The organism is Kitasatospora sp. MAA19, from assembly GCF_029894125.1.
Taxonomy (GTDB): Bacteria; Actinomycetota; Actinomycetes; order Streptomycetales; family Streptomycetaceae; genus Kitasatospora.
In genome coordinates, this window is record NZ_JARXYZ010000025.1 from 90,780 (window position 1) to 110,250 (window position 19,471).

The window sequence follows — 19,471 nt, forward strand, 5'->3', positions numbered from 1 at the left end:
CCCGCACCCTTCGGAGGCCGCGCCGTGCCGCTCCCGCCCTTCGCCCTGCTCCACAACCCGGTCCGCCCGTACGCGTGGGGCTCGCCCACCGCCATCCCCGCGCTGACCGGCACCCCGCCCACCGGCGCCCCGCAGGCCGAACTGTGGATGGGCGCACACCCGTCGGCGCCGTCCACCCTGGACGGCCCCGACGGACCACAGCCGCTGGACGAGCTGATCCGCCAGGACCCGGACGGCCTGCTCGGGCCCGGCACCGTACGGCGCTTCGGCCCGGCGCTGCCGTTCCTGTTCAAGCTGCTGGCCGCCGACCGGGCGCTCTCCCTCCAGGTCCACCCGACCCGGGCCCAGGCCGCGGCCGGGTACGCGGACGAGGAGGCCCGCGGCATTCCACTCGACGCGCCCCGGCGGATCTACCGGGACCGCGAGCACAAGCCCGAACTGATCTGTGCACTGGGCGAGTTCGAGGCGCTGTGCGGTTTCCGTCCGGCCGCCGACACGGCTCGGCTGCTGGACGCGCTCGCCGTCCCGCTGCTCGCCCCCTGGGCCGAGGCCCTGCGCGGGCGGCACCCCGCCGAGGTACTGCCCGCGCTGCTGCGCCGGTCCCTGGCCGAGGACCGGCCCGGAAGAGGCCAACTCGCTGACGTCAACCGGTCGTTGCAGCGGGTCGCGGCCGCCGGCGGCCCGTTCGCCGAGGCCTGCGCCGGCTACGCCCGCGCCGCGGACGAGTACCCCGGCGACCCGGGCCTGATCGCGGCGCTGCTGCTCAACCACGTACGGCTTCGCGCGGGCCAGGCCCTGTACCTGGACGCCGGGGTGCCGCACGCCTATCTCCGGGGCCTGGGCGTGGAGTTGATGGCCAGCTCGGACAACGTGCTGCGCTGCGGACTCACCCCCAAGCACGTGGACGTCGACGGCCTGCTGGCGGTCACGTCCTTCCGCACGGGCGAACCCCGCGTCCTCGCGGCGCTCCCGCGCGACCCCGTCGAGGACGAATTCCCCTCCCCCGCCGAGGAGTTCCGCCTCTCCCGGCTGCACCCCGGCGCGGCCGCCGCCCGCATGGAGCTGCCCACCCCGCAGATCCTGCTCTGCGTCGCGGGCCGCGCCCGACTGCACGCACCCGGCTTCGCGGACCTCGACCTGCCTCCCGGCGCGTCCGCCTACCTGCGGCCGGGCGCCGGACCGGTCGGGCTGACCGGCCCGGGCGCGGAGCTGTTCCGGGCCACCACCGGCGCCCCCGCCCAGGCGGGCGTCGGGCAGCCGAACAGCAGGTCGTAGCCGTCCGGAAGCTGATCGACCACGCGGTCGACGACGTCCCTCGGAGCCAGGTCGACGAGGGTGCTGAGCACCGCCCCGATGTCCCACGGCGCGGTCGCCTCGGTCGCGCCGTCGATCCACCCGCCCACACCGCGCACGAAGCGCTCGGCGGTCAGCGGCTCGGCGGCGGGCCCGGCGTCGCGCAGGATCGCGGCGTACGTCTCGGGCAGTGCGTCGGCGAGGTCGGCCCGTGCGGTCCCGACCAGGTGCTCGCCGAGCAGTGCGAGCACGACCCGGATGGCGTGCTCCGCCTCCCCCTCGTTCCGGTACTCCCCGCGTTCGACGACGCGGGCGCGAAAGTCCTCCCGGGAGCTGGTCATCGCGTCCTCCTTCCGGTCGGCGGAATCCCGCGGGAACCGGCGGCGGCCCGCCTGACGGCCGGGGGCCCGATCGCCGGTGCCGGAGGCCAACGGCCCGGTGACAGGCGACAAGAGGCCTGGTGGGACGGCGGCCGGCGACGGTCGGCCGGTGGCCTGCGACGGAAGGCCGGCGACCGGAGGCGGCGGGGTCCGGCCGGTGACGCCGACGCGGCCCGCGACCGCGGTGGGGCGTCCCGGTGCCCGTGCTGCTCAGCCTACTGCGGCGCGGCGGGAGGGAGACCGGCCGGGCGGATCGACGCCGTTGTCGATCACGCCGCCGGCCCGCACCCGGCCCGGCGCGGGGGCTACCGGGGACGGGGCCCCGGCGTCAGGCCGCCGAGGCCCGGCACCGTCTGCGGGTCCGGCTCGGCGAGGCGGTGCTCGACCGGACCGCCACGCGCTGCGGCGAGGTTGTGGGCGGCGCGGTGGGCAGTGCCGCCACGGCCCGTTCGGCGTCCGGCATAAACGCCGCGAGAAAACTCCGCTCGTTCGAGCTGAGCTTGCGCGAGCGGCCGGATTCGCGATCCCGCGCGACCACCACGGTTCTGGCCCGCATAAAGGTGAGCGGATCACGGCAGACATTCACCACGACATGCGCGGAACTTCGTCCGATCCGTTCCACGGTCAGCCGCACCGACAATGGCTCGGGCCGGTGGTGCAACTGCTCCAGGAAATCGATCTCGTGCCGCGCGATAATGAATCCGGACGGGAAAAGGGATTCCCGGACGGCGGTCGCGTGGTGGCAGAACAGGTCGTAAATCCCCTCCTGGACGTAGCCGACCAGCCGGGCGTTGTTGATGTGCCCGTTCTCGTCGACGTCGCTCCACCGGGTGGGGCAGGACAGCACATGCCCGCCCGGACGCAGCGCGCTCACTGCTGCGTCAGCCCGGCGCCGGTCGCGGCGGGGAGCAGAGCCCGCTGCAACCTGGCGTAGTAGCCCGACTGTTCGGCCGCCATCCGGGCCGCCGTCCAACCCTCTTCAGCGGCTTCCGCAGCGGCCTGGACGACCAGGCTGTCGAGCACCGCATCGACGGACCGGCAGAGTTCGGCGACCGCCGCGAGCCGCTCGGTGACATCGGAACCACCGGCCACGCCCCGGGCCGGGAAAGCGGCCAGCGATTCCGCCGCGAGCTGCAGGTCGTCGACGGTGTCCGGCATTTTCTCCGGCATGTTGTCCGGCATGAAATTCGACATATTTTTCTCCAGGACTCATTCCGGCCATTACGGCCCAGTAGCTAGTGTTCGAATACACCGAATCGGCGTCGGCCCCCCGACGCCTTCGACGCTATCCCAGCCGGCACGGTCGACGGATGGTTTACGGACGGCGACGGGAAACTCACTTCTATTGGAGTAGTTTGCCGGGGTACACAATATGCCCCATCATCCGAATGCCGTCGGCCGTTCGGGTGGCATCGCCGACCCGAACCCTGAAACCGGCACCCGTGCGTCGCACATGTGCTACCAGGCTCCCCACCACCTCGCCTTGTAGAGGTGCGTCCCGCGCAGCGTCCGCGTCCCGTCCGGCCGGTGCAGGATGATCACCGAGGTGCACCAGTCGCACGGGCCGGTGTGGTCCGGGGCCACGGTGAGCAGCCGACCGGTGCCGGGCTCGTCGCCGATGCTCTTGACGTCCCGGACGGCTGCGGGGTCGCCCAGCCGCACGGCGGTGAAGCGGTCGTCCGCCGGGTCGTAGCGCCAAAGGTGGGTCAGGGTACTCACCCAGAACCGCCCGGGCGCGGCCAGCACCGGCGCGAGGTCGTGCCCGCCGTGGTCCGGCAGCGGCGTCGTACGGACGACGGTCAGGGTGGGCGCCGCCGGGGTGCCGCCCACCCGCAGCGCGATGAGCACGTCGTCGCCGAGCGCCCAGAGCAGGCCCGTCCGCCCTTCCCAGTGCACGCCGTGCGCGCCCGGGAGCCGGTAGGCGGCGTGTGCGGTGGCGCGCGGGCCCTGCGAGGCCGCGTACACCCGGACCCACCCACCGCCGCTCGCCGTGACCGCGACGTTGCCGTCCGGCAGCAGCTCGATGCTGTGCGGATTGGCCCCCTCGCCCACGTCCGCCGCCCAGCGGGTCACGCCGGTGGCGGTCTCGACGACGGCGGCCAGCCCGCCGGAGGCGGTGGCCAGCAGGTAGCGCCGGCCCTGCCGGACCCGGCTCTTCGCCTCGTCCGGGTTCGTCCAGCTCCGCGCGGGTGCCAGGTCCGCGAGGTCGGCCGCCCGGTCGGCGCTCCAGCCCCAGACGACGGGCAGCCGCCCCGGGCCCTGGTAGGCCATCAGCTCCTCGGCGCTCTGCAGCACCAGGACGCGACGGGACGCCTGGTCCACCACCACGACCGCCCACCCGGGCGACCTGGCCTGCGCACCGGTCGCCGGCACGCAGAACAGCAGGGCGCACAGGCCTACCAGCGTTCTCCTCAGCACGCCCCCACCGTGCTTGCTCCCGGGCCGCTTTGCACGGCGGGGCGTCCGAACGGCCGCGCTCGGTAACGCCCGGAGACGACGTCACCGCCCCGAGGCGAGGTCACCGCCCCGAGGCGAGGTCACCGCCCGGAAACGACGTCCGCGACCCGGGCGATCGGCGAGGTGGTGCTCCGACCGGCCGCCTCCTGGCGGTCGGCCGCGTGGTAGGCCGCATACATCGCGTGCACCCCGATCCAGCGCAGCGGCTCCGGCTCCCAGCGGCGCACGGTGTGGCCCACCCAGGGCAGCCGGGTCAGCTCGGTGTCCCGGCCGAGGACAAGGTCGCGCAGCGTCCGGCCGGCCAGGTTCGTCGTGGTCACCCCGCTGCCGACGTACCCGCCCGCCCAGCCGAGACCGCTCGCCCGGTCCAGCTCGACCGTGGCGCACCAGTCCCGGGGGACGCCCAGCACCCCCGCCCAGGCGTGGTCGATCCGGGCCTGCGCGGCGGCCGGGAAGAAACGGTTCAGGATCCCGCGCAGCTGGCGCACCGTCTCCACCTGGGTGCCGCCGTCGGAGTCCGTCCGCGAACCGAACCGGTACGGCACCCCCCGGCCGCCCAGCGCGATCCGGTCGTCGGCGGTGCGCTGCGCGTACATGTAGGCGTGCGCGAAGTCGCCCAGCACCTCGCGGCCCTGCCAGCCCGCGTCCGCCCAGAAGGCGGCGGGCAGCGGCTCGGTGGCGATCATCGCGGAGTTCATCGGCAGCCAGGTCCGCCGCTCACCGCGCAGCCCGGCCGTGAATCCCTCGGTGGCGCGCAGCACATGATCGGCCGTCACCGTGCCGTGCGGCGTCACCGCACGCGGCCGGCCGTACGCGGTGCCCGGCAGGATCGTGGTCACCGCCGTCCCCTCGTGCACCTCCACCCCCAGCTCGCGCACCACCCGCACCAGGCCGCGCACCAGCTCGGCCGGCTGGATCCGCGCGCCGTACGGCGACCAGGTGCCGCCCAGGACGCCTGCGACGGCTATCCGGTCGGCCGCCTCCTTGGCGCCCAGCAGCTCGACACGGCCGGGGCCGTACGCCTGCTCGGCCTCGGCGAAAGCCCGCAGCCTTTCCAACTGGGCCTTGTTCCTGGCGACTTCGAGCACCCCGCCGCGCACGATGTCCGCGTCGATCCCCTCGGCGGCGGCGACGTCCACCACCTCGCCGACGGCCTCGTCCATCGCCCGTTGCATCGCCGCGGCCGGGTGCCACCCGTACCGCTTGGCGAACGCGCCCCGGCCCGCGAAGCCGTTGTACAGCCAGCCGCCGTTGCGCCCGGAGGCACCGTAGCCGCAGAACCGCCGTTCCAGCAGCGCGATCCGCAGCGACGGCTCCGCCTTCTTGAGGTAGTACGCCGTCCAGAGCCCGGTGTACCCGCCGCCGACGATGCACACGTCCACGTCCGCACTGCCGGGCAGCGGCGGCCCCGGCACCGGCACCCCACCCGCCGCGTACCAGAACGACACCTCGCCGTTGACCGCCACCGCAACCTCCCGCGCCCTCGCCGACCTGCCCGGACGCTACTCCCCGCCCCTCGGCGCGGAACACCCTCACACTGCCAAGATCCCCGCCCCCGGCCAGCCACCCTGTCAGTCCTCCAGCAGCTCCAACACCCGCGTCCAGCGGTACGCCCCCGGCACGAACTCCGCGATCCGCACCCCCATACCCCGCAGCGTCGCCAGGCTCTCCCCGTACGCCGGATGCACCGCCTGCGCCGCGCTCAGGCACGGCTGCACCGCCACCGGGACGCCCCACCCGTACGACTCGCAGAGGATGCCGAGCGCCAGCGTGTCCGAGATCCCCGCCGCCCACTTGTTGATCGTGTTGAACGTCGCCGGCGCCACGACGATCGCGTCCGGTTCCGGCAACGGCCGCGGATCCCCCGGCCGCCGCCAGGCCGAGCGGACGGGATACCCCGTCCGCGCCACGATCCCCTCCTCATCGATGAACCCCATCGCCGGCGGCGTCGCCACCACCCCCACCTCCCAGCCCTTCTCCTGCGCGGCGGCGATCAACTCCCCCACCCCGCCCGCCACTCCCGCCGCACACACCACGACGCACAGCACCGGCTTCCCGTCCCCACGCACTTCCGCACTCTCCGCTCGCCACCAACACACCACACGCCAACCGGACCGCCCATCCCGCTCCACCACGGGATCCGCCCGCACGACCCTCCCGGACGGCTCCGCGGCGGCTCCCCACAACTCGCCTCGCCCGGTGGGCCGCTCGCGTGCGTCCGAGGATGCGGCCATGGGGACGCTACTACCGTTGAGAACACCCGGCATTCTGCGACGGCAGCGGCTACTTGAGGCCCTGCGTGACGCGGATGAGCTCCTGGTCCGAGAGCGGGGCCGGCCCACCCACCGTGTCGGCGGTCTCGCGGACCACGAGGTCAGGTTGCCGCTCGCAGCTCCAGCCGATGCTGAGCGTCAAGGTGCGGCCGTCGGCGCTGACGAGCAACTGGCCGACCGTGGCGCCCTTGTGGACCTTCATGCCCGGGGGGCTGGAACACCCAAGCCGTCACCGCGACGCCACCCACCACGACGCCTGCGGTCACGATGGCGGCTGGATTCCTGCGCCGTCGAAGCCTCACCATGCGACGAACAGTCCCGAACACGGGCGCGACCGGCGCCGGGTGCCGCGCCCCCACGGCTTCGTGGGAGCGCGGCACCCGGCGTCGCGGGGCCGCCGGATCAGCCGATGGTGGAGCCGGCTACGGGCGCGGAGAGTTCGACGGTCCTGCCGTTGAGGCCGGTCTGCACGAACTGCCACGTGAGGCCGTTGATGACGCCCTGGCCGAGCGGAGCGAACTGAGCGAAGGCGGGCTGGCTGAGGTCGATGTGGGTGGATTCGCAGGAGAGGCACTTGTCCCTGACCGGGACGGTGACGGTCTTGCCCTGGTAGGTGACCTTGACCGAGATGCCCTGACACAGGGGGTCGTTGTTGGGGTTGGCGGCGGTCCACCAGGCGGGGGAGACGGCGACGAGCAGCTGGCTGGACGCGTCGATCGGGGTGCCGCAGGCGCCGTAGCCGGCGTCGGTGTAGTAGGTGGCCTTGCCGGTCATGGGCTGGTTGATCGGTATCGAGGCGCTGGCGGTACCGGCGGTGAGGGCGATGAGGGCGGCGGCCGCGAGCGGGGCGCCCGCGAGGATCCTGAGGTTCTTGCTGATGGCGCGCATGGTTCCCTCCGGTTCGATAGCCATGGGCATGACAGACACAAGTCGCCAAGGCCGCAAGGGAATTCGGCGGCGCCATGCCCATCCGAGTAAAGGGAACGTATGCGCTCGGCATTGATGTGGTCCAGACCTCCGCCATGTTGGCATGAACACAAGGCATGAACCTTTACCAATGCGGCCGAAGGGGCGAAGATACGTGACCGCTCCGCAACGCAGGGTGTTGACAGGCCACCACACCCGCCCACGGAGGCTCCGTCACATGCGCACCGCACTCGCCGCCCTGCTCCTCGGCGCCGTCCTGATCCCGGCCACCGCCACCCCTGCCACGGCCACCCCGGCAACCGCCACCGCCACCCCGGCCACGGCCGCACCCACCGCCGCCGCACCCCACGAGGTGAACCAGGGCTACAGCATCCCCGTCGGCGCCGTCACCGACCTCGGCGCCCTGCCCGTACTCGGCAGCCTCGGGCTGGACTTCGCCCGGCTGCTGGGGCAGTAGCCGGGGCCGTAGGGGATCAGAGCCGCACGCTGAACAGGCCCCCGGAGAGCGGGTGTCGGTCCGACCGGGCGGACGTGATGTAGAGCGTCCGCCCGTCCGCCCCGCCGAAGGCGCAACTGGTCACGCGCGGCACCGGCAGCTCCACCGAGGCCAGCACCACGCCCTCCGGCGAGAGGCAGTGCACCGCCCAGCCGTCCCAGAACGCCACCCACAGGTTGCCGTCGGCGTCGAGCGTCATGCCGTCCGGCGAGCCCGGCAGGTGGGAGACGTCGAGCGAGCGGATCCGCTCGACGACCGGGCCGTGCTCGGGGTACGCGTAGAGGGCGATGCGGCGTGTCGTCGTGTCGATGTGCCAGAGCCGGTCGGGCTCCGGCCAGGCCAGGCCGTTGGGGATGTCGAGCCCGCCGAGGATCGCCCGGACGCCACCGTCCGGCTCCAGGCGGTACAGCGATCCGGGCTCACGCGGTTCGCCGCGCCCCATCGTGCCGGCGACCGGGCGGCCGTACGGGTCGGTCTTGCCGTCGTTCATCCGGCGGTCCGGGCGGTCGGCCTCGACGGCGGCGACCAGCGTGGTGCGGCCGGTCGCCGGGTCGAGCAGTTCGAAGCCCCGCTCGGTGGCGAGCATCAGCTCGCCGTCGCCGTACGGCATCAACGTGCCGGGGGTGACGTCGAGTTGGAGGGACCGGATCTCGCCCGAGGACGGCTCCAGGGTGAGCACCCGCCGGTCGGGGATGCCGATCCAGCGCAGCAGCTGCGTGCCGGGATCCCACAGCGGGCCCTCGCCCAGGTCCAGGTAGGGCGTATCGGCGACGGGTTCGGCACGCACGGCAGGGCTCTCCTCAACAGGCGTCAGCACAGCAGGACTTCGGGCGGCATCGTGGTCATCCCACCGTCCACGGCGGGGCGGGCACCGCCGGCGAACGACGGTTCCTCGCTCGCCAGGAAGCCGACCGCCCGGGCGGACCTCGGCTACCCGGGCGACCTCGGCCACGCTGCCGAGCCGCCCCGGTGGGGACGACCGTAGCACCGCCGCGCTCGGCTGCGGATCCGTCCGCGCCTGCCCACTCCGCCCGACCGGGACGCAGTCGGGCGCACGCGTCGGCGGCCTGCACCAGGAAGCCGACCAGGGCACCTTCGTCTCGCACAGTGCCCGGCACTCCGTCACCTACCCCACGGCGCACCGGCCCCGTCCCCTGACGCGGTCGCCCAGGCGCTGCGCGAGGCAGGGCAGGGCAGGGCAGCGGCGGCCTTCGAGTGGCGGCGCCGGTGGTTCCAGTGCTCCTGGTGGTCCCGATGACGCTTCCCCCGAAGGCCACCGGGACCACCCCCACCCGGGTTAGGCTCGGTCCGCGCGGCGGCCGTCCGCGCCACCGACCGAGGGGGAGCGTGTGATCGGGGACCTGCTGCCGGACGCCGTCGTCACCGAGGTGGCCTACGACGACCCGCCGGAGGCCCGGCTGGAGCCAGCCGAGGAGGCGGCCGTCGCCCAGGCCGTCGCCAAGCGCCGCCGCGAGTTCACCACCGTCCGCCACTGCGCCCGCACCGCCCTCACCCGCCTCGGCGTCCCCTACCGCCCGCTGGTCCCCGGCCAGCGTGGCGCCCCGAGCTGGCCCGACGGCGTCGTCGGCAGCCTCACCCACTGCGACGGCTTCCGCGCCGCCGCCGTCGCCAAGGCGGACGACCTCGCCTCGGTCGGCATCGACGCCGAGCCCGCCCTCCCGCTCCCGGACGACGTCCTGGACGTCATCGGACTGCCCGACGAGCGCAAGCGGATCGCCGAGCTGCTCGCCGAACACCCGGGCACCCCGTGGGACCGCATCCTGTTCAGCGCCAAGGAGTCCGTCTACAAGGCGTGGTTTCCGCTGACCGGGCTGTTCCTGGACTTCAGCGAGGCCGACCTGGTCCTCTCCCCCGACGGCTCCTTCACCGCCCGCCTGCTGGTCCCCGGCCCGACGGTCGGCGACCGCCGCGTCGAGGGCTTCGACGGCCGCTGGACCGTCCGGGACGGCCTGCTCGCCACTGCCATCGCGGTGGCCCGGTAGTGCGGCCCGCCGACGACCGCACTCGGCATATCCTCGACCCCGTGACCGTGACCTATGTGATAGCCGGCGCCCGGATCCGCACGCTGGAGGACTTCTGGGACGTCGTCGGGGAGACCATCGGCAGCGACGGCTACTTCGGCCGGAACCTCGACGCCTTCGCCGACTGCCTGCGCGGCGGCTACGGCACCCCCGAGGACGGCGACTACCTGATCGAGTGGCGCGACCACGAGGTCTCCCGGCGCAACCTCGGCTACCCGGAGACGGTCCGCCAGCTGGAGCTGCGGCTGGGCCACTGCCACCCCGCCAACCGCGAGCACGTCCGCGCCGACCTCGCCGCCGCCCGGGCCGGACAGGGGCCGACGGTCTTCGACTGGCTCGTCCGGATCATCGAGGAGGAGCACCCCGGAGGCCTCCGACTGGCCTAACGCTCGCCGCTGGATCCTGCCGGGCCCAGCACGCAGGCCCAGCACGACAGCCCGGGCGTCAGCCCAGCACGTCCGACAGCCGGACGAAGCGCCGACCCGCCGCCAGCAGCCCCGGCACCGCCGCCGCCATACCGGGGGCGGTGCCGCCGCCCGGGTGGTTCATGTGGCCGATCACGATCGATCCCGGCGGGGCCGCCGCGACCTCCTGCCGCACCTCGGAGGCGCTGAGCGTCGCCCCGCCGTCACCGTTCACGGTGAAGCCCGCGACGCGCTCCCCCAGGTCGGCGACCATTCGGGTGGCGACGTCGTCGTAGTGCGCGGTGCCAGAGCGGAAGAACCGCACCGGGTGGCCGAGCAGCCCGGCGAGCTGGTGCGCGTTGCCCACCACCTCGTCGTACACCTCGCCGACGTCGCGGGTGCCGGCGATGCCGTAGGCGGAGCGGCCGCTCACCGAGAGCGGGCGGTGGACGGTGCCGTGGTTGCCGATCTCGAAGAGCGGGTCGGCGGCGAGCCGCTCGAACACGTCCGGGTTGGCGGCGATCCAGCGGGCGTTCAGGAAGAGCGTGGCCGGGACGGAGCGCGCCCGCAGGAAGTCGATCAGGTCGGCGTCGTAGCCGTTCCCGCCGGGGCCGCCGCAGGCGTCGAAGGTGAGCGCCGTCGCCCGTTCGCCGTCCGGCAGCGCGGTGATCACCCCGGCGACCTCCAGCCCCCACTCCTTCGGCGCCGTGCCGCCGTACCGGTCGACCAGCTCCGCCCGGGTCGGCTCCCGGCGCGCGGCCGGAGTGGCCGTCGCAGCCGGGGCAGCCGTCGCGGCCGGGGTGACCGTCGCAGCCGTCGCGGCCGGAGTAGCCGTCGCGGAGAGCGCCGGGGACGGATCCCCCACCCCGCCTCGCGCCGACGGCCGGCACCCCGCCAGCGCGCTCCCGGCCACCGCCGCCAACAGCACCCGCCGGCTCAGTGCCACACCCGTCTCCTCCGCGACGATCCGATCCTCATCATCCTCATGAGAATGAACCGACCGATCGTCGCCACGTGCAACTCGCCGCCCCGACGCCCGCGCCCTTCACCGACCCGCCCCACGCCCGTGGGCCCCGGCGCACCCCTGATTCACCGCCACGGGTGGGGAGCGGACAGACCTGCCCGCCCCGATGCGGGCACCCCGGACAAGGCCGCCGTGACCGGGCGCGGCCCGGTCGCGATCGGTCAGCGCGACGGGGTCCGCAGCGCCAGTCGTTCGCGCAGAACCTGCTCCCAGCCGGCCAGCGCCCGGTCCCGCTCGGTCCAGTGCTCCTGACGCAGCACCGGCTCGGCCGGGTGCAGCCCGCGGACGGCCAGCCAGCGCTCGGCGATCTCGCCGAGCCCGGGGTGGCAGTCCGTCTCCCGCACGTACGCGATCAGGCGGTCGCCCGCCGCCAGGGCGCCCTGCCGGGTGCCGTCCACCAGCTCGTGGAACAGCAGCGCCAGCAGCACCATCCAGCGGTCCGCGCCGCCGTTCGTGTCGGCCAGCCGCCGCTCGCCCTCCGCGAGGTGCGTGCGGACCTCGGCTGCCGTGCCGTAACCGGTCCGGGCGACCCCGCGGAAGAGGTACGTCTGCGCCACCCCGACCGCCGCCCGCATCTCCTGATTGACCTCAAGTGCCCGGTCCAGTACGGCGATCGCCTCCAGCGGGCGGATCCAGGAGAGCACCATGCCGAGGTGCCGCCAGCCGCCGTCCCGTCCGATGCCGGCCGCCGCCAGCTCGGGATCGTCCACCTCCGCCCGCAGATAGCGCTCGGCGTCCGCGAACTCCCCTTGCAGATAGCTGAACTGGCCCAACAGATCGAGCGCCTGGGCCCGGTGGAAGCCGATGGCCGAGTCGAGGTGCGCCCGCGACCAGTCCACCAGCCGTCGGCCGTCGCCGCGCAGCCACTGCACCCAGGCCAGGTCCTTCTCCGCCGTGCTGCGCAGTGGGCTCTCGACCTCCGCCGCCTGCGCGATCAGCCGTTCCGCCTCCGCGTAGCGGCCGGCCTCCTCAAGTGCCTTGCCCAGCCGGTGCCGGACGAACAGGCCGGGGTAGCCGCCGCCGGCCAGCGCCGGGTGGGCGGCGGCCCGTTCCAGCAGCTCCACCGCGATGGCGCGACTGCCCAGGTTGCGCTGGGCGATGCCCTGGCAGGCGAGGGCGAAGGCGGCCGTGGGGCCGTCCGCCGGGACCGGCCAGTCGGCGGTGTCAGCGAGCACCTGGGTGCCGAACCGCAGCCGCAAGCCGTAGGCGAGGTCGTAGAGCCAGTCCGGGACCTCGCCGGTCTCGGCGGTGAGCAGCCCGGCAGTGGTGAAGCCCTCGGCCAGCCGGGCGCGGTCGGCCGTGGTCGGGTCGGCGGCGGTCTCGGCCAGCTGCCCGCCGAGGTGGCCGACCATGCGCTCGGCCGCCCGGCGCCACTCGGCCGTGGACCAGGCGTCGTCGGTGTCCTGGTCGTGCGCGCGGACCGCCTCCCGTACGTATTCGTCGACCGAGTGCCGCAGCCAGCCGGTGCTCCGCTGCTGCACGATCGGGCGGGCCAGGAAGCGGCGCAGCGCACTGTCCCGGGCGTCCGGGACGGCGGCGTTCAGCAGGTCGGCGTCGAAGCCGTGCACCAGCGAGGCGGCGCGCAGCAGCGCCCGCTCCTCGCGGTCCAGGTCGCGCATGATCCGAATGAACATCTCGGCGAAGGTCCCTCCGAAATCGGCCGGTTGGGGCGTTCGTCCGTCGGCGCTGAGCTGGTCGAAGTACTCGGCCGACAGCTCCAGGTACAGCGGAGCTCCGCCGGAGGCCACGATGACGGCCTCTCGGATGTCCAAAGGGATCGCGGGCTCGCCACGCCGGGTCAGCCGCAGCCTCAGGTAGGTGTCGGCGTCGATCGGCGAGAGGCCGGTCAGCTGGTGCTGGGCGCCGTGGTAGCCGGCCACTTGGAGGTCGCCCTGCCGCTGCTGCGGGAGGGTGACGGCCAGCGTGGGCCAGTAGTTGGGCCCCGAGTAGTGGATCGCCGGGTGGTGCCGGTCGCCCCAGTCGAGCCGGTTGCGCCCGGTGGCAACGAACAGCACGTTGGGCAGCAGGTAGACCAGCCTGGCCAGCCGGTCCTCGAATCCGCCGCCCAGCCGCGGGCGGCGCTCGGTCTTCTCCAGCGTGTCGAGGAAGAACACCACGTCGAGGGGGTGCCGGTGGCTGTGCTCGGCGAGGTCCCAGGAGAGCAGGGCCGGCAGGAACGGCAGTTGCTCGGCCGGGTCCTCGATCTCGGTGATCGCCTCCAGCCCCGGGCAGGTGGCGAGCAACCGGTCCCGGCGGATCCGGTCCCGTATCCTGCTGATCAGCGCGGTGACCGCCCGGCGGGCCAGGCCCGCGATCGGGATCGGCCCGAGCAGCGCGTTGAGGGTCTCGTCGATCTGCTGGGGCAGGTCGGCCACGCCGTTGAGGCGGCGCAGCGCCGAGTCACGGGAGATCACCTGGCCCAGCGGCTCGCCGGGATGGGCCCGCTGCCAGTAGACGGCGAAGGCCAGGTCGAAGGCGGGCCAGTTGCGTTCGCGTTGGCCGACGGCCGCGCGCAGCGCGATGACCAGGTTCTCCAGCTCGGCGAAGGCCGGGTCCTCGAAGTCGATCCGGCAGCCGATCCTGCGCTCGGCGGGCTGGTCGTACTCGCCGTTCCGCAACCGCTGTTCGAGGTGCTTGGACAGCCGGGTCTTGCCGATGCCGCCGAGCCCGTGGAAGACCAGCAGGTTGCGCCGCTGGGCCGGGGCGGTGGCGGTGGGTGCCGCGTGCTGCCGCAGGTCGGCGACGGCCTGGTCGAAGGCCCTGATGAGCGGCCTGCGGTCGACGAAGACGTCCGCGACCTCGATCGCCGAGCGCCGTCGGCCGTCGAACAGCCGGTCCAGCTCCATGCGGGATACCCCCTTGTCGGGGGCTGTCCTTCCCGGCCTTCGTACCGTCAAACTCGCCTTGGGGCGCGTGGAATTCCTGTGCTGCGAGGCTGCGGGCACCGGGTGCTCCGGCGAACCTGCTCCGGACCCGTCCCCGGTGGGACGGTCCGCTTCCTCACCGACGAGGGCCGGCTGCGCCAGGAGTCCCTGCCCACCGACGGCTCCGGCACGGTGGCGTGGCGGACGACGGCCTCGCTCGCCGCCCACGTCCGGGCCGAGGTCCGCCACCCGACGGCGGACGGGACGCCCGGCCGGGGCAGCACGATGGGCCCGGACCTCCTCTGGGGCCCGATGGCGGCCCGCACCAACCCGATCGTGCTCCGCGCCGAGGACGCCGAGGACCACTGCCAGGTGGTCCGGACCAGGAGGGGGACGACTCGGGGCACCGGCGTGGACTAGGTTGATCCCCGAATGCATCAGTCGTAGGAACGAGGCGGTCGGCTGTCCGCATCCGGGTCCGACCGGCCCTTCCGCACTCCGCCCGCCTCGCCCCGGCTACCCGTCCGTCCCCGGCCCGCGAAGGGATCAGCAGCTGTGAACCGTACGACCGTAGGTGGGCCGGAGCTCGGGGGCGGCCGGGGTGCCGGCGGCGTCCTCGTCCTCGTCGACCCGTCCGGGGCCGACCAGAGCCCGGTCGCGGCCCTGCTCGCGGAGGAACTGCACCCGAGCGTCCACCTGCGCGCGCACGACTTCCTGCGGGTCATCCGGCGCGGCCAGCTGCCGCCCCACCTCCCCGAGGCCGAGCGGCAGAACACCACCGCCCTCGCCGCCGCCGCACAGGCCGCCTTCGCCTACGCCACCCGCGGCTACCAGGTCATCGTCGAGTGCCCGGCCGCCCCGTCCACCCTGGACACCTTCCGCCGCGAGAGCCGCACCACCGGCACCGCCCTGCACTACGTCGTCCTCCACCCGGCCCCGGACACCGCCGCCGGCCCCCACACCCTGGACACCAGCGCTCTCACCCCCGAGACCACCGCCAAGTCCATCCTCACCGCCCTCACCCACCGCACCCACCTCCTCGGCTGGTAGCCCCGCCCGCCCCCGAGGCGGGCTGCGCCCGGGCCACGCCTGGGCTACGCCCCCACCGTGCCGTCGATGGCCTCGCGGAGGAAGTCGGCGTGGCCGTTGTGGCGGGCGTACTCGTGGATCAGGTGGAGCATCACCAGGCGCAGCGAGACCTCCGCCTGCCAGCGCGGCTGGTAGCCGGTGACGTCGAGGGAGGCGGCGGCGCGCTCGATCCGGCGGGAGTGCCCGACCTCGGCCTGCCAGGCGGCGAAGGCCTCGGCGCGGGTGGCGCCGGTGGCGTCGTAGGCCGCCTGGTAGTCGCCGTCCTCGGACCAGACCAGCGGGACGTCCTCGCCGTCGATGACGCGCCGGAACCAGGTGCGCTCCACCTCCGCCATGTGCCGGACCAGGCCGAGCAGGGTCAGCGTGGACGGCGGGCTGGAGCGCTGCCGCAGCTGCTCCTCGGTGAGGCCCTCGCACTTCATCGCGAGCGTCGCCCGGTGGAAGTCCAGGAAGGCGCGCAGCATCTCGCGCTCGCCGCCGGTCAGCGGCGGGGCGGGGCGTTCGTCGGTGTTCACGGGATCGTTTCTCCTCTGGCTGTGGAATCCTCGCGGACTGTAACGAACGGATCGCCCTGCCTGACAGCGCATTTCGCTCCCGGCGGCGAGGCGGCGCGGACCCCCTCCGCCACCCAGTAGCATCCACCCCAAGACCGTCACTCGCCGTGTTCGGACGCATACCGGTTTGGGTACGTACCTCGGCGCGCCCGAGGGCCGGGCGACCACAGACCAGGAGACCCAGCGACCCATGGACCAGAACCGCATCCCCCCGACCGTCCGCCGGACCTACGGCGCCGGCGATCTGTCCCAAGCCGCCAGCTTCGCAGGCGGGTTCATCAACTTCGGCTACTGGCAGGGCATGGACCTCACCGCCCCCACCGCAGAGGACCGGGTGCACAGTCAGGAGCAGCTCTACCGCCGGGTCCTGCGGGCGTTCCCGGAGCCACACCCACACCTGCGCCTGGCCGAGGTCGGCTGCGGACGCGGACTCGGCGCCGCCCTCGCGCTGCGCGAGTTCCGGTTCGCCGCCGTCACCGGGGTCGACATCCACCCCGACCAGATCGAACGCGCCCGCGCCGTCAACGCCAAGGCCCTGGCCACCTACCCCGATCGGCTCGCCTACACCCTCGGCTCCGCTGACGATCTCCCCTTCGCCGACGCCTCCTTGGACGGCGTCTACTCCGTCGAGGCCGCCCAGCACTTCCGCGGCCTCACCGGCTTCGCCCGCGAGGCCGCCCGCGTGCTACGCCCAGGCGGCCGACTCGTCGTCACCACCTTCTTCGCCACCGACGGCCCCGACATCGCCGAACGCCTCAGCATCCTCCTCGCCAGCTTCGCCGACGGCCTCGACGTCCCCCACCCGCTCACCACCTTCACCCGCGACCTCACCGCCGCCGGCTTCACCGCCGTCACCACCGAGACCATCGGCCCCGACGTCTGGCCCGGCCTCGACCGCTACCTCGCCGAGACCGTCCCACCCGGCCACTGGACCCGCAACTTCCTCCCCGCCTGGCACAACGGCCTCCTCGACTACCACGTCATCACCGCCCACCGCCCCTGACCCGCCACCCCCATCAGCGTGCCGACCTGCCTGCCGCCCCGGCAGGACGGCACGCTCCGGGTCCCGCACCGTGGCGGTCACCCTGCCCCGACGGCACCCAGCCCCGGGGCCCGGGTCCGCCGCGCAGGCGGGGTTCGGAGCCCGACGTTACGTCCAGGCCCACCGGATGCCCGCGGCCCCCGGCCCCAGGGCGGCGGCGACCACGTGCGCGAGGTGGTGGCTGTCCAGAGTCAGGTCGGCCGTGCCGTCGGCCGGCCCGTCCGAGTCGCGGGCCGTGAACCACTGGCACTGCACCGGGAGTTCGGCCGGGTCGAAGCGCACCCGCAGGACGTAGTGGTCGGCGGGGAAGCGGAAGGCGGCGCGGTACCGGCAACACTCGGCGTCGCTGTGGGGGCGCACCTCGAAGGAGAACACCTGGGTCTCGGAGCAGTGCAGCGAGCGGTCGAAGAGCAGCTCCGCGAGCACCACCCGGGCCTCCGGGTCGCGGCGCACCCGGCCCAGCCGGCAGCTGTCCCCGGCCAGGATCTCGACGGCGTCCTGGTCCACGCCCTCGTCGCAGTCGTAGATCACCAGGGCCCGGTCGACCCCGTCCTGGCGGGCCCGGATCGCCAGCATCGAGCTGAGCGCCGCCAGTTCGTGGTGCGGCCCGACCGTCACCGTCGCGTACTCGGTGACCACCTGGAGCTTTCCGGCGGCCGGGCTGTCCAGTGCCGCGAGCAGCCCGTCCAGGTCGCCGGGGGTGCGCACGATCTGGGGGTACGGGCGGGGCGGACGGGGGGCGCGGGCCGCCGCACCACGCGGTCGCGGCGGCCCGAGCAGGACGGTGAGCGAGCGCGGCGGCAGCCCGAGGATCTCCTCCAACGCGGCCACCACCCGTAACGACTCCGGGCGCTCCGGCCGGCGCAGCCCGCGTTGCCAGTAGCTCAGGGTGGTGACGGCGATCCGCAGGCCGCTCTCGGCCAGCCGGCTGCGCAGCCGTTCCAGCGGCAGGCCGCGGGCCTCGATCGCGGTGCGCAGCGCGACGTCGAAGGGCCCGTTCCGCAGCGCGGCCAGTACGGCACCGTCCTCGGGCACGGCACCGGACGGCGGCTTCTGACGACTGGCCATCGGGACTCCCGGGGCTACTGGCCCGCCGTCCGGGCGCGCCCTCGACCTCGACTCCCCCGCCCGGCCACGGCCACGGGCCCTGGTCAACCCTCGACGCCCGGCGGGCGGTGCGCCACACTCTCCCCAGCAGCATCCGCGCTCCCAACGCACCGGCACGACGTCACGATCCACCGCCACATCGGAGAGCCACACGGTGACCACTCGTCAACTGCTGGAGATCGCCTTCTCGTCCGGCCGGTCCGGCGCCGGACCCGCCACCTGGGGCCAACAGGCCATCCGGGACGCCGTGAGCCGGCTGGCCCCGGCCGACGTGCCGCGGTACAACATCGCCACCGCGGCTCCGCTCGCCCCCGGGCTGCCGCTGCCCGTCCTGCTCGACGGCCTGGCGCGGCTGCTGCACCTGCACGACTCCCTGCACACCCGACTGGTGCCGGGCGAGGACGGTCGGCTGCTCCAAGTGCTGGACGCGGAGGGCAGGTTGGGCATCGAGGTCCGCCACTGCGCGGAGGGGTGCGACCCGGCGCAGGCGGGCGGCCGGCTGCACGACGAACTCGCGGCGCAGCCGTTCGACACCGCCGCGCAGTGGCCGATCCGGGTCGGTGTGGTGGAGGCGGGCGGGTTGGCCCGGTACGTGAGCCTGGTGCTCTCGCACACCGCGGTCGACGGCACGGGGATGAACCGCCTGGTGGCGGACCTGACCGCGCTCTGCCTGGGCACCTCGCCGGACGAGCTGGCCAAGCTGCGCGAGCCTGGCCAACAGCCCCTGGAGGAGGCGGAGTTCCAGGTGTCGGAGCGCGGGCAGCGGCGGGACGCGGGCGCCCGCAAGCAGTTCCTGCGCAAGCTCCGGTCGGCCCCGGCCCGACTGTTTCCGCAGCCGTCCGGGCCTGCCGACGCGTTCCCGAACGCCGTGCTGCGCTCGCCGGCGCTGCCCGGCGCGGTGGAACGCGTGGCGGCCGCCCACCGGGTGAGCTCCTCCTCGGTGCTGCTGGCGGCGACGGCCACGATGACGGCCCGACTGTCGGGTTCGGCGGAGGCGGTGCTGAGCGTCGTGGTCAGCAACCGCTTCCGGCCCGAGCTGACCAACGCGGTGAGCGTGGTCGCGGGCGACGGCCTGTTCCATCTCCCGGACGCCACCGCCGAGTTCGGCGACGTCGTGCGGCGCACACACGCTGCCGCGATCGGCACCTACCGCCACGCCTACTACGACAGGCTCCGGTTGGACGCCGAGATCGGGCGGCTCGCCGCCGACGGCGTCCCGCTCGCCGACCGGTCCTGCGTCTTCAACGACACCCGCGAGCTGGTTCTGGCCGCTCCCGGCACCGACACCGGCGGCGACCGGACCACCCTGACCTGGCCGGTGGAGTTCGAACCGCGCCCCGGCCTGACGTACGCCCTGGACGCGCTGCAGTTCCCGGACGCGCTCAGCCTGACCATGACGGCCGACCCGGCCGTGCTCCCGCGCCCGGCGATGGAGCGCTTCCTGTACGGGATCGAGGAGTTGATCCTCACCGAGGCCCGCGCCGCCGAAGCGGGCTGACCCCGGTACCCGACACCGGCC

Annotated in this window: 21 protein-coding genes; 8 read left to right on the top strand and 13 right to left on the bottom strand. The window is 74.0% G+C overall.

Annotated features, from left to right (window positions below; translation table 11 throughout):
* The first annotated feature begins 24 nt into the window (after nucleotides 1–24).
* Nucleotides 25–1,275 (top strand): mannose-6-phosphate isomerase, class I, encoded by a 1,251-nt coding sequence (manA, locus tag P3T27_RS29930; RefSeq protein ID WP_280684071.1) that lies wholly within the window; start codon nucleotides 25–27, stop codon nucleotides 1,273–1,275.
* Here the strand turns inward: manA and P3T27_RS29935 are convergent.
* From P3T27_RS29935 to P3T27_RS29970, 8 genes are all read right to left on the bottom strand, one after another.
* Nucleotides 1,158–1,634 carry a DUF2267 domain-containing protein gene (locus P3T27_RS29935; protein WP_280684073.1) on the bottom strand — a complete coding sequence of 159 codons (477 nt, stop codon included), beginning with the start codon at nucleotides 1,632–1,634 and terminating at the stop codon, nucleotides 1,158–1,160. The genes manA and P3T27_RS29935 overlap by 118 nt on opposite strands.
* A 367-nt stretch (nucleotides 1,635–2,001) precedes the next feature.
* On the bottom strand, nucleotides 2,002–2,547 hold the full coding sequence (locus tag P3T27_RS29940) for a thioesterase family protein (protein WP_280684075.1): 546 nt from the start codon (nucleotides 2,545–2,547) through the stop codon (nucleotides 2,002–2,004).
* Nucleotides 2,544–2,855: a hypothetical protein gene (locus P3T27_RS29945; protein WP_280684077.1), complete on the bottom strand. Its 312-nt coding sequence runs from the start codon at nucleotides 2,853–2,855 to the stop codon at nucleotides 2,544–2,546. Before P3T27_RS29945 ends, P3T27_RS29940 begins: the two co-directional genes overlap by 4 nt.
* 276 nt (nucleotides 2,856–3,131) lie before the next feature.
* Nucleotides 3,132–4,091, bottom strand: coding sequence for a DUF6528 family protein (locus P3T27_RS29950; protein WP_280684078.1), 960 nt, complete (start codon nucleotides 4,089–4,091; stop codon nucleotides 3,132–3,134).
* A gap of 119 nt (nucleotides 4,092–4,210) precedes the next feature.
* Entirely contained in the window at nucleotides 4,211–5,596 is a 1,386-nt protein-coding gene (locus P3T27_RS29955) for an FAD-binding oxidoreductase (protein WP_280684080.1), read from the bottom strand.
* Between the two features lie 105 nt (nucleotides 5,597–5,701).
* Complete coding sequence (locus tag P3T27_RS29960; RefSeq protein WP_280684082.1) at nucleotides 5,702–6,199, bottom strand: flavoprotein; 498 nt, start codon at nucleotides 6,197–6,199, stop codon at nucleotides 5,702–5,704.
* 214 nt (nucleotides 6,200–6,413) lie between these two features.
* The gene (locus tag P3T27_RS29965; RefSeq protein WP_280684084.1) at nucleotides 6,414–6,605 is read right to left on the bottom strand and encodes a hypothetical protein; all 192 of its coding nucleotides are present in this window, start codon (nucleotides 6,603–6,605) and stop codon (nucleotides 6,414–6,416) included.
* Nucleotides 6,606–6,805: 200 nt separating this feature from the next.
* Nucleotides 6,806–7,291 (bottom strand): cysteine/serine endopeptidase inhibitor, encoded by a 486-nt coding sequence (locus P3T27_RS29970; protein WP_280684086.1) that lies wholly within the window; start codon nucleotides 7,289–7,291, stop codon nucleotides 6,806–6,808.
* A gap of 256 nt (nucleotides 7,292–7,547) precedes the next feature.
* Here P3T27_RS29970 and P3T27_RS29975 point away from each other — a divergent pair, with 256 nt between their 5' ends.
* Nucleotides 7,548–7,787: a hypothetical protein gene (locus P3T27_RS29975; RefSeq protein WP_280684088.1), complete on the top strand. Its 240-nt coding sequence runs from the start codon at nucleotides 7,548–7,550 to the stop codon at nucleotides 7,785–7,787.
* Nucleotides 7,788–7,803: 16 nt separating this feature from the next.
* Here the strand turns inward: P3T27_RS29975 and P3T27_RS29980 are convergent, their stop codons facing one another.
* On the bottom strand, nucleotides 7,804–8,613 hold the full coding sequence (locus P3T27_RS29980) for an SMP-30/gluconolactonase/LRE family protein (protein ID WP_280684090.1): 810 nt from the start codon (nucleotides 8,611–8,613) through the stop codon (nucleotides 7,804–7,806).
* Between the two features lie 562 nt (nucleotides 8,614–9,175).
* Between P3T27_RS29980 and P3T27_RS29985 the strand changes: the two genes are divergently transcribed.
* Both P3T27_RS29985 and P3T27_RS29990 read left to right on the top strand, forming a co-directional pair.
* On the top strand, nucleotides 9,176–9,829 hold the full coding sequence (locus P3T27_RS29985) for a 4'-phosphopantetheinyl transferase superfamily protein (RefSeq protein WP_280684092.1): 654 nt from the start codon (nucleotides 9,176–9,178) through the stop codon (nucleotides 9,827–9,829).
* A 41-nt stretch (nucleotides 9,830–9,870) separates the two neighbouring features.
* Nucleotides 9,871–10,254 (top strand): barstar family protein, encoded by a 384-nt coding sequence (locus P3T27_RS29990; RefSeq protein WP_280684094.1) that lies wholly within the window; start codon nucleotides 9,871–9,873, stop codon nucleotides 10,252–10,254.
* A 58-nt stretch (nucleotides 10,255–10,312) separates the two neighbouring features.
* Here P3T27_RS29990 and P3T27_RS29995 read toward each other — a convergent pair whose 3' ends face one another.
* Together P3T27_RS29995 and P3T27_RS30000 are read right to left on the bottom strand one after the other, a co-directional pair.
* Nucleotides 10,313–11,218: a polysaccharide deacetylase family protein gene (locus P3T27_RS29995; protein WP_280684096.1), complete on the bottom strand. Its 906-nt coding sequence runs from the start codon at nucleotides 11,216–11,218 to the stop codon at nucleotides 10,313–10,315.
* Between the two features lie 239 nt (nucleotides 11,219–11,457).
* Nucleotides 11,458–14,142 (bottom strand): hypothetical protein, encoded by a 2,685-nt coding sequence (locus tag P3T27_RS30000; protein ID WP_280684098.1) that lies wholly within the window; start codon nucleotides 14,140–14,142, stop codon nucleotides 11,458–11,460.
* Between the two features lie 102 nt (nucleotides 14,143–14,244).
* On the opposite strand from P3T27_RS30000, the gene P3T27_RS41055 reads away from it, so the two are divergent.
* Together P3T27_RS41055 and P3T27_RS30010 are read left to right on the top strand one after the other, a co-directional pair.
* Nucleotides 14,245–14,580 carry a hypothetical protein gene (locus tag P3T27_RS41055; protein WP_348534149.1) on the top strand — a complete coding sequence of 112 codons (336 nt, stop codon included), beginning with the start codon at nucleotides 14,245–14,247 and terminating at the stop codon, nucleotides 14,578–14,580.
* Between the two features lie 135 nt (nucleotides 14,581–14,715).
* A complete protein-coding gene (locus tag P3T27_RS30010) occupies nucleotides 14,716–15,210 on the top strand; it encodes a hypothetical protein (RefSeq protein WP_280684100.1) in 495 nt (164 codons plus the stop codon).
* 44 nt (nucleotides 15,211–15,254) lie between these two features.
* Here the strand turns inward: P3T27_RS30010 and P3T27_RS30015 are convergent, their stop codons facing one another.
* On the bottom strand, nucleotides 15,255–15,713 hold the full coding sequence (locus P3T27_RS30015; RefSeq protein WP_280684144.1) for a DinB family protein: 459 nt from the start codon (nucleotides 15,711–15,713) through the stop codon (nucleotides 15,255–15,257).
* A 280-nt stretch (nucleotides 15,714–15,993) separates the two neighbouring features.
* Here P3T27_RS30015 and P3T27_RS30020 point away from each other — a divergent pair, with 280 nt between their 5' ends.
* Nucleotides 15,994–16,806: a class I SAM-dependent methyltransferase gene (locus P3T27_RS30020; RefSeq protein ID WP_280684102.1), complete on the top strand. Its 813-nt coding sequence runs from the start codon at nucleotides 15,994–15,996 to the stop codon at nucleotides 16,804–16,806.
* Between the two features lie 147 nt (nucleotides 16,807–16,953).
* Here the strand turns inward: P3T27_RS30020 and P3T27_RS30025 are convergent, their stop codons facing one another.
* Nucleotides 16,954–17,913 (bottom strand): hypothetical protein, encoded by a 960-nt coding sequence (locus P3T27_RS30025; protein ID WP_280684104.1) that lies wholly within the window; start codon nucleotides 17,911–17,913, stop codon nucleotides 16,954–16,956.
* A 193-nt stretch (nucleotides 17,914–18,106) separates the two neighbouring features.
* On the opposite strand from P3T27_RS30025, the gene P3T27_RS30030 reads away from it, so the two are divergent.
* Complete coding sequence (locus tag P3T27_RS30030) at nucleotides 18,107–19,450, top strand: condensation domain-containing protein (protein WP_280684106.1); 1,344 nt, start codon at nucleotides 18,107–18,109, stop codon at nucleotides 19,448–19,450.
* Nucleotides 19,451–19,471: the final 21 nt, after the last annotated feature.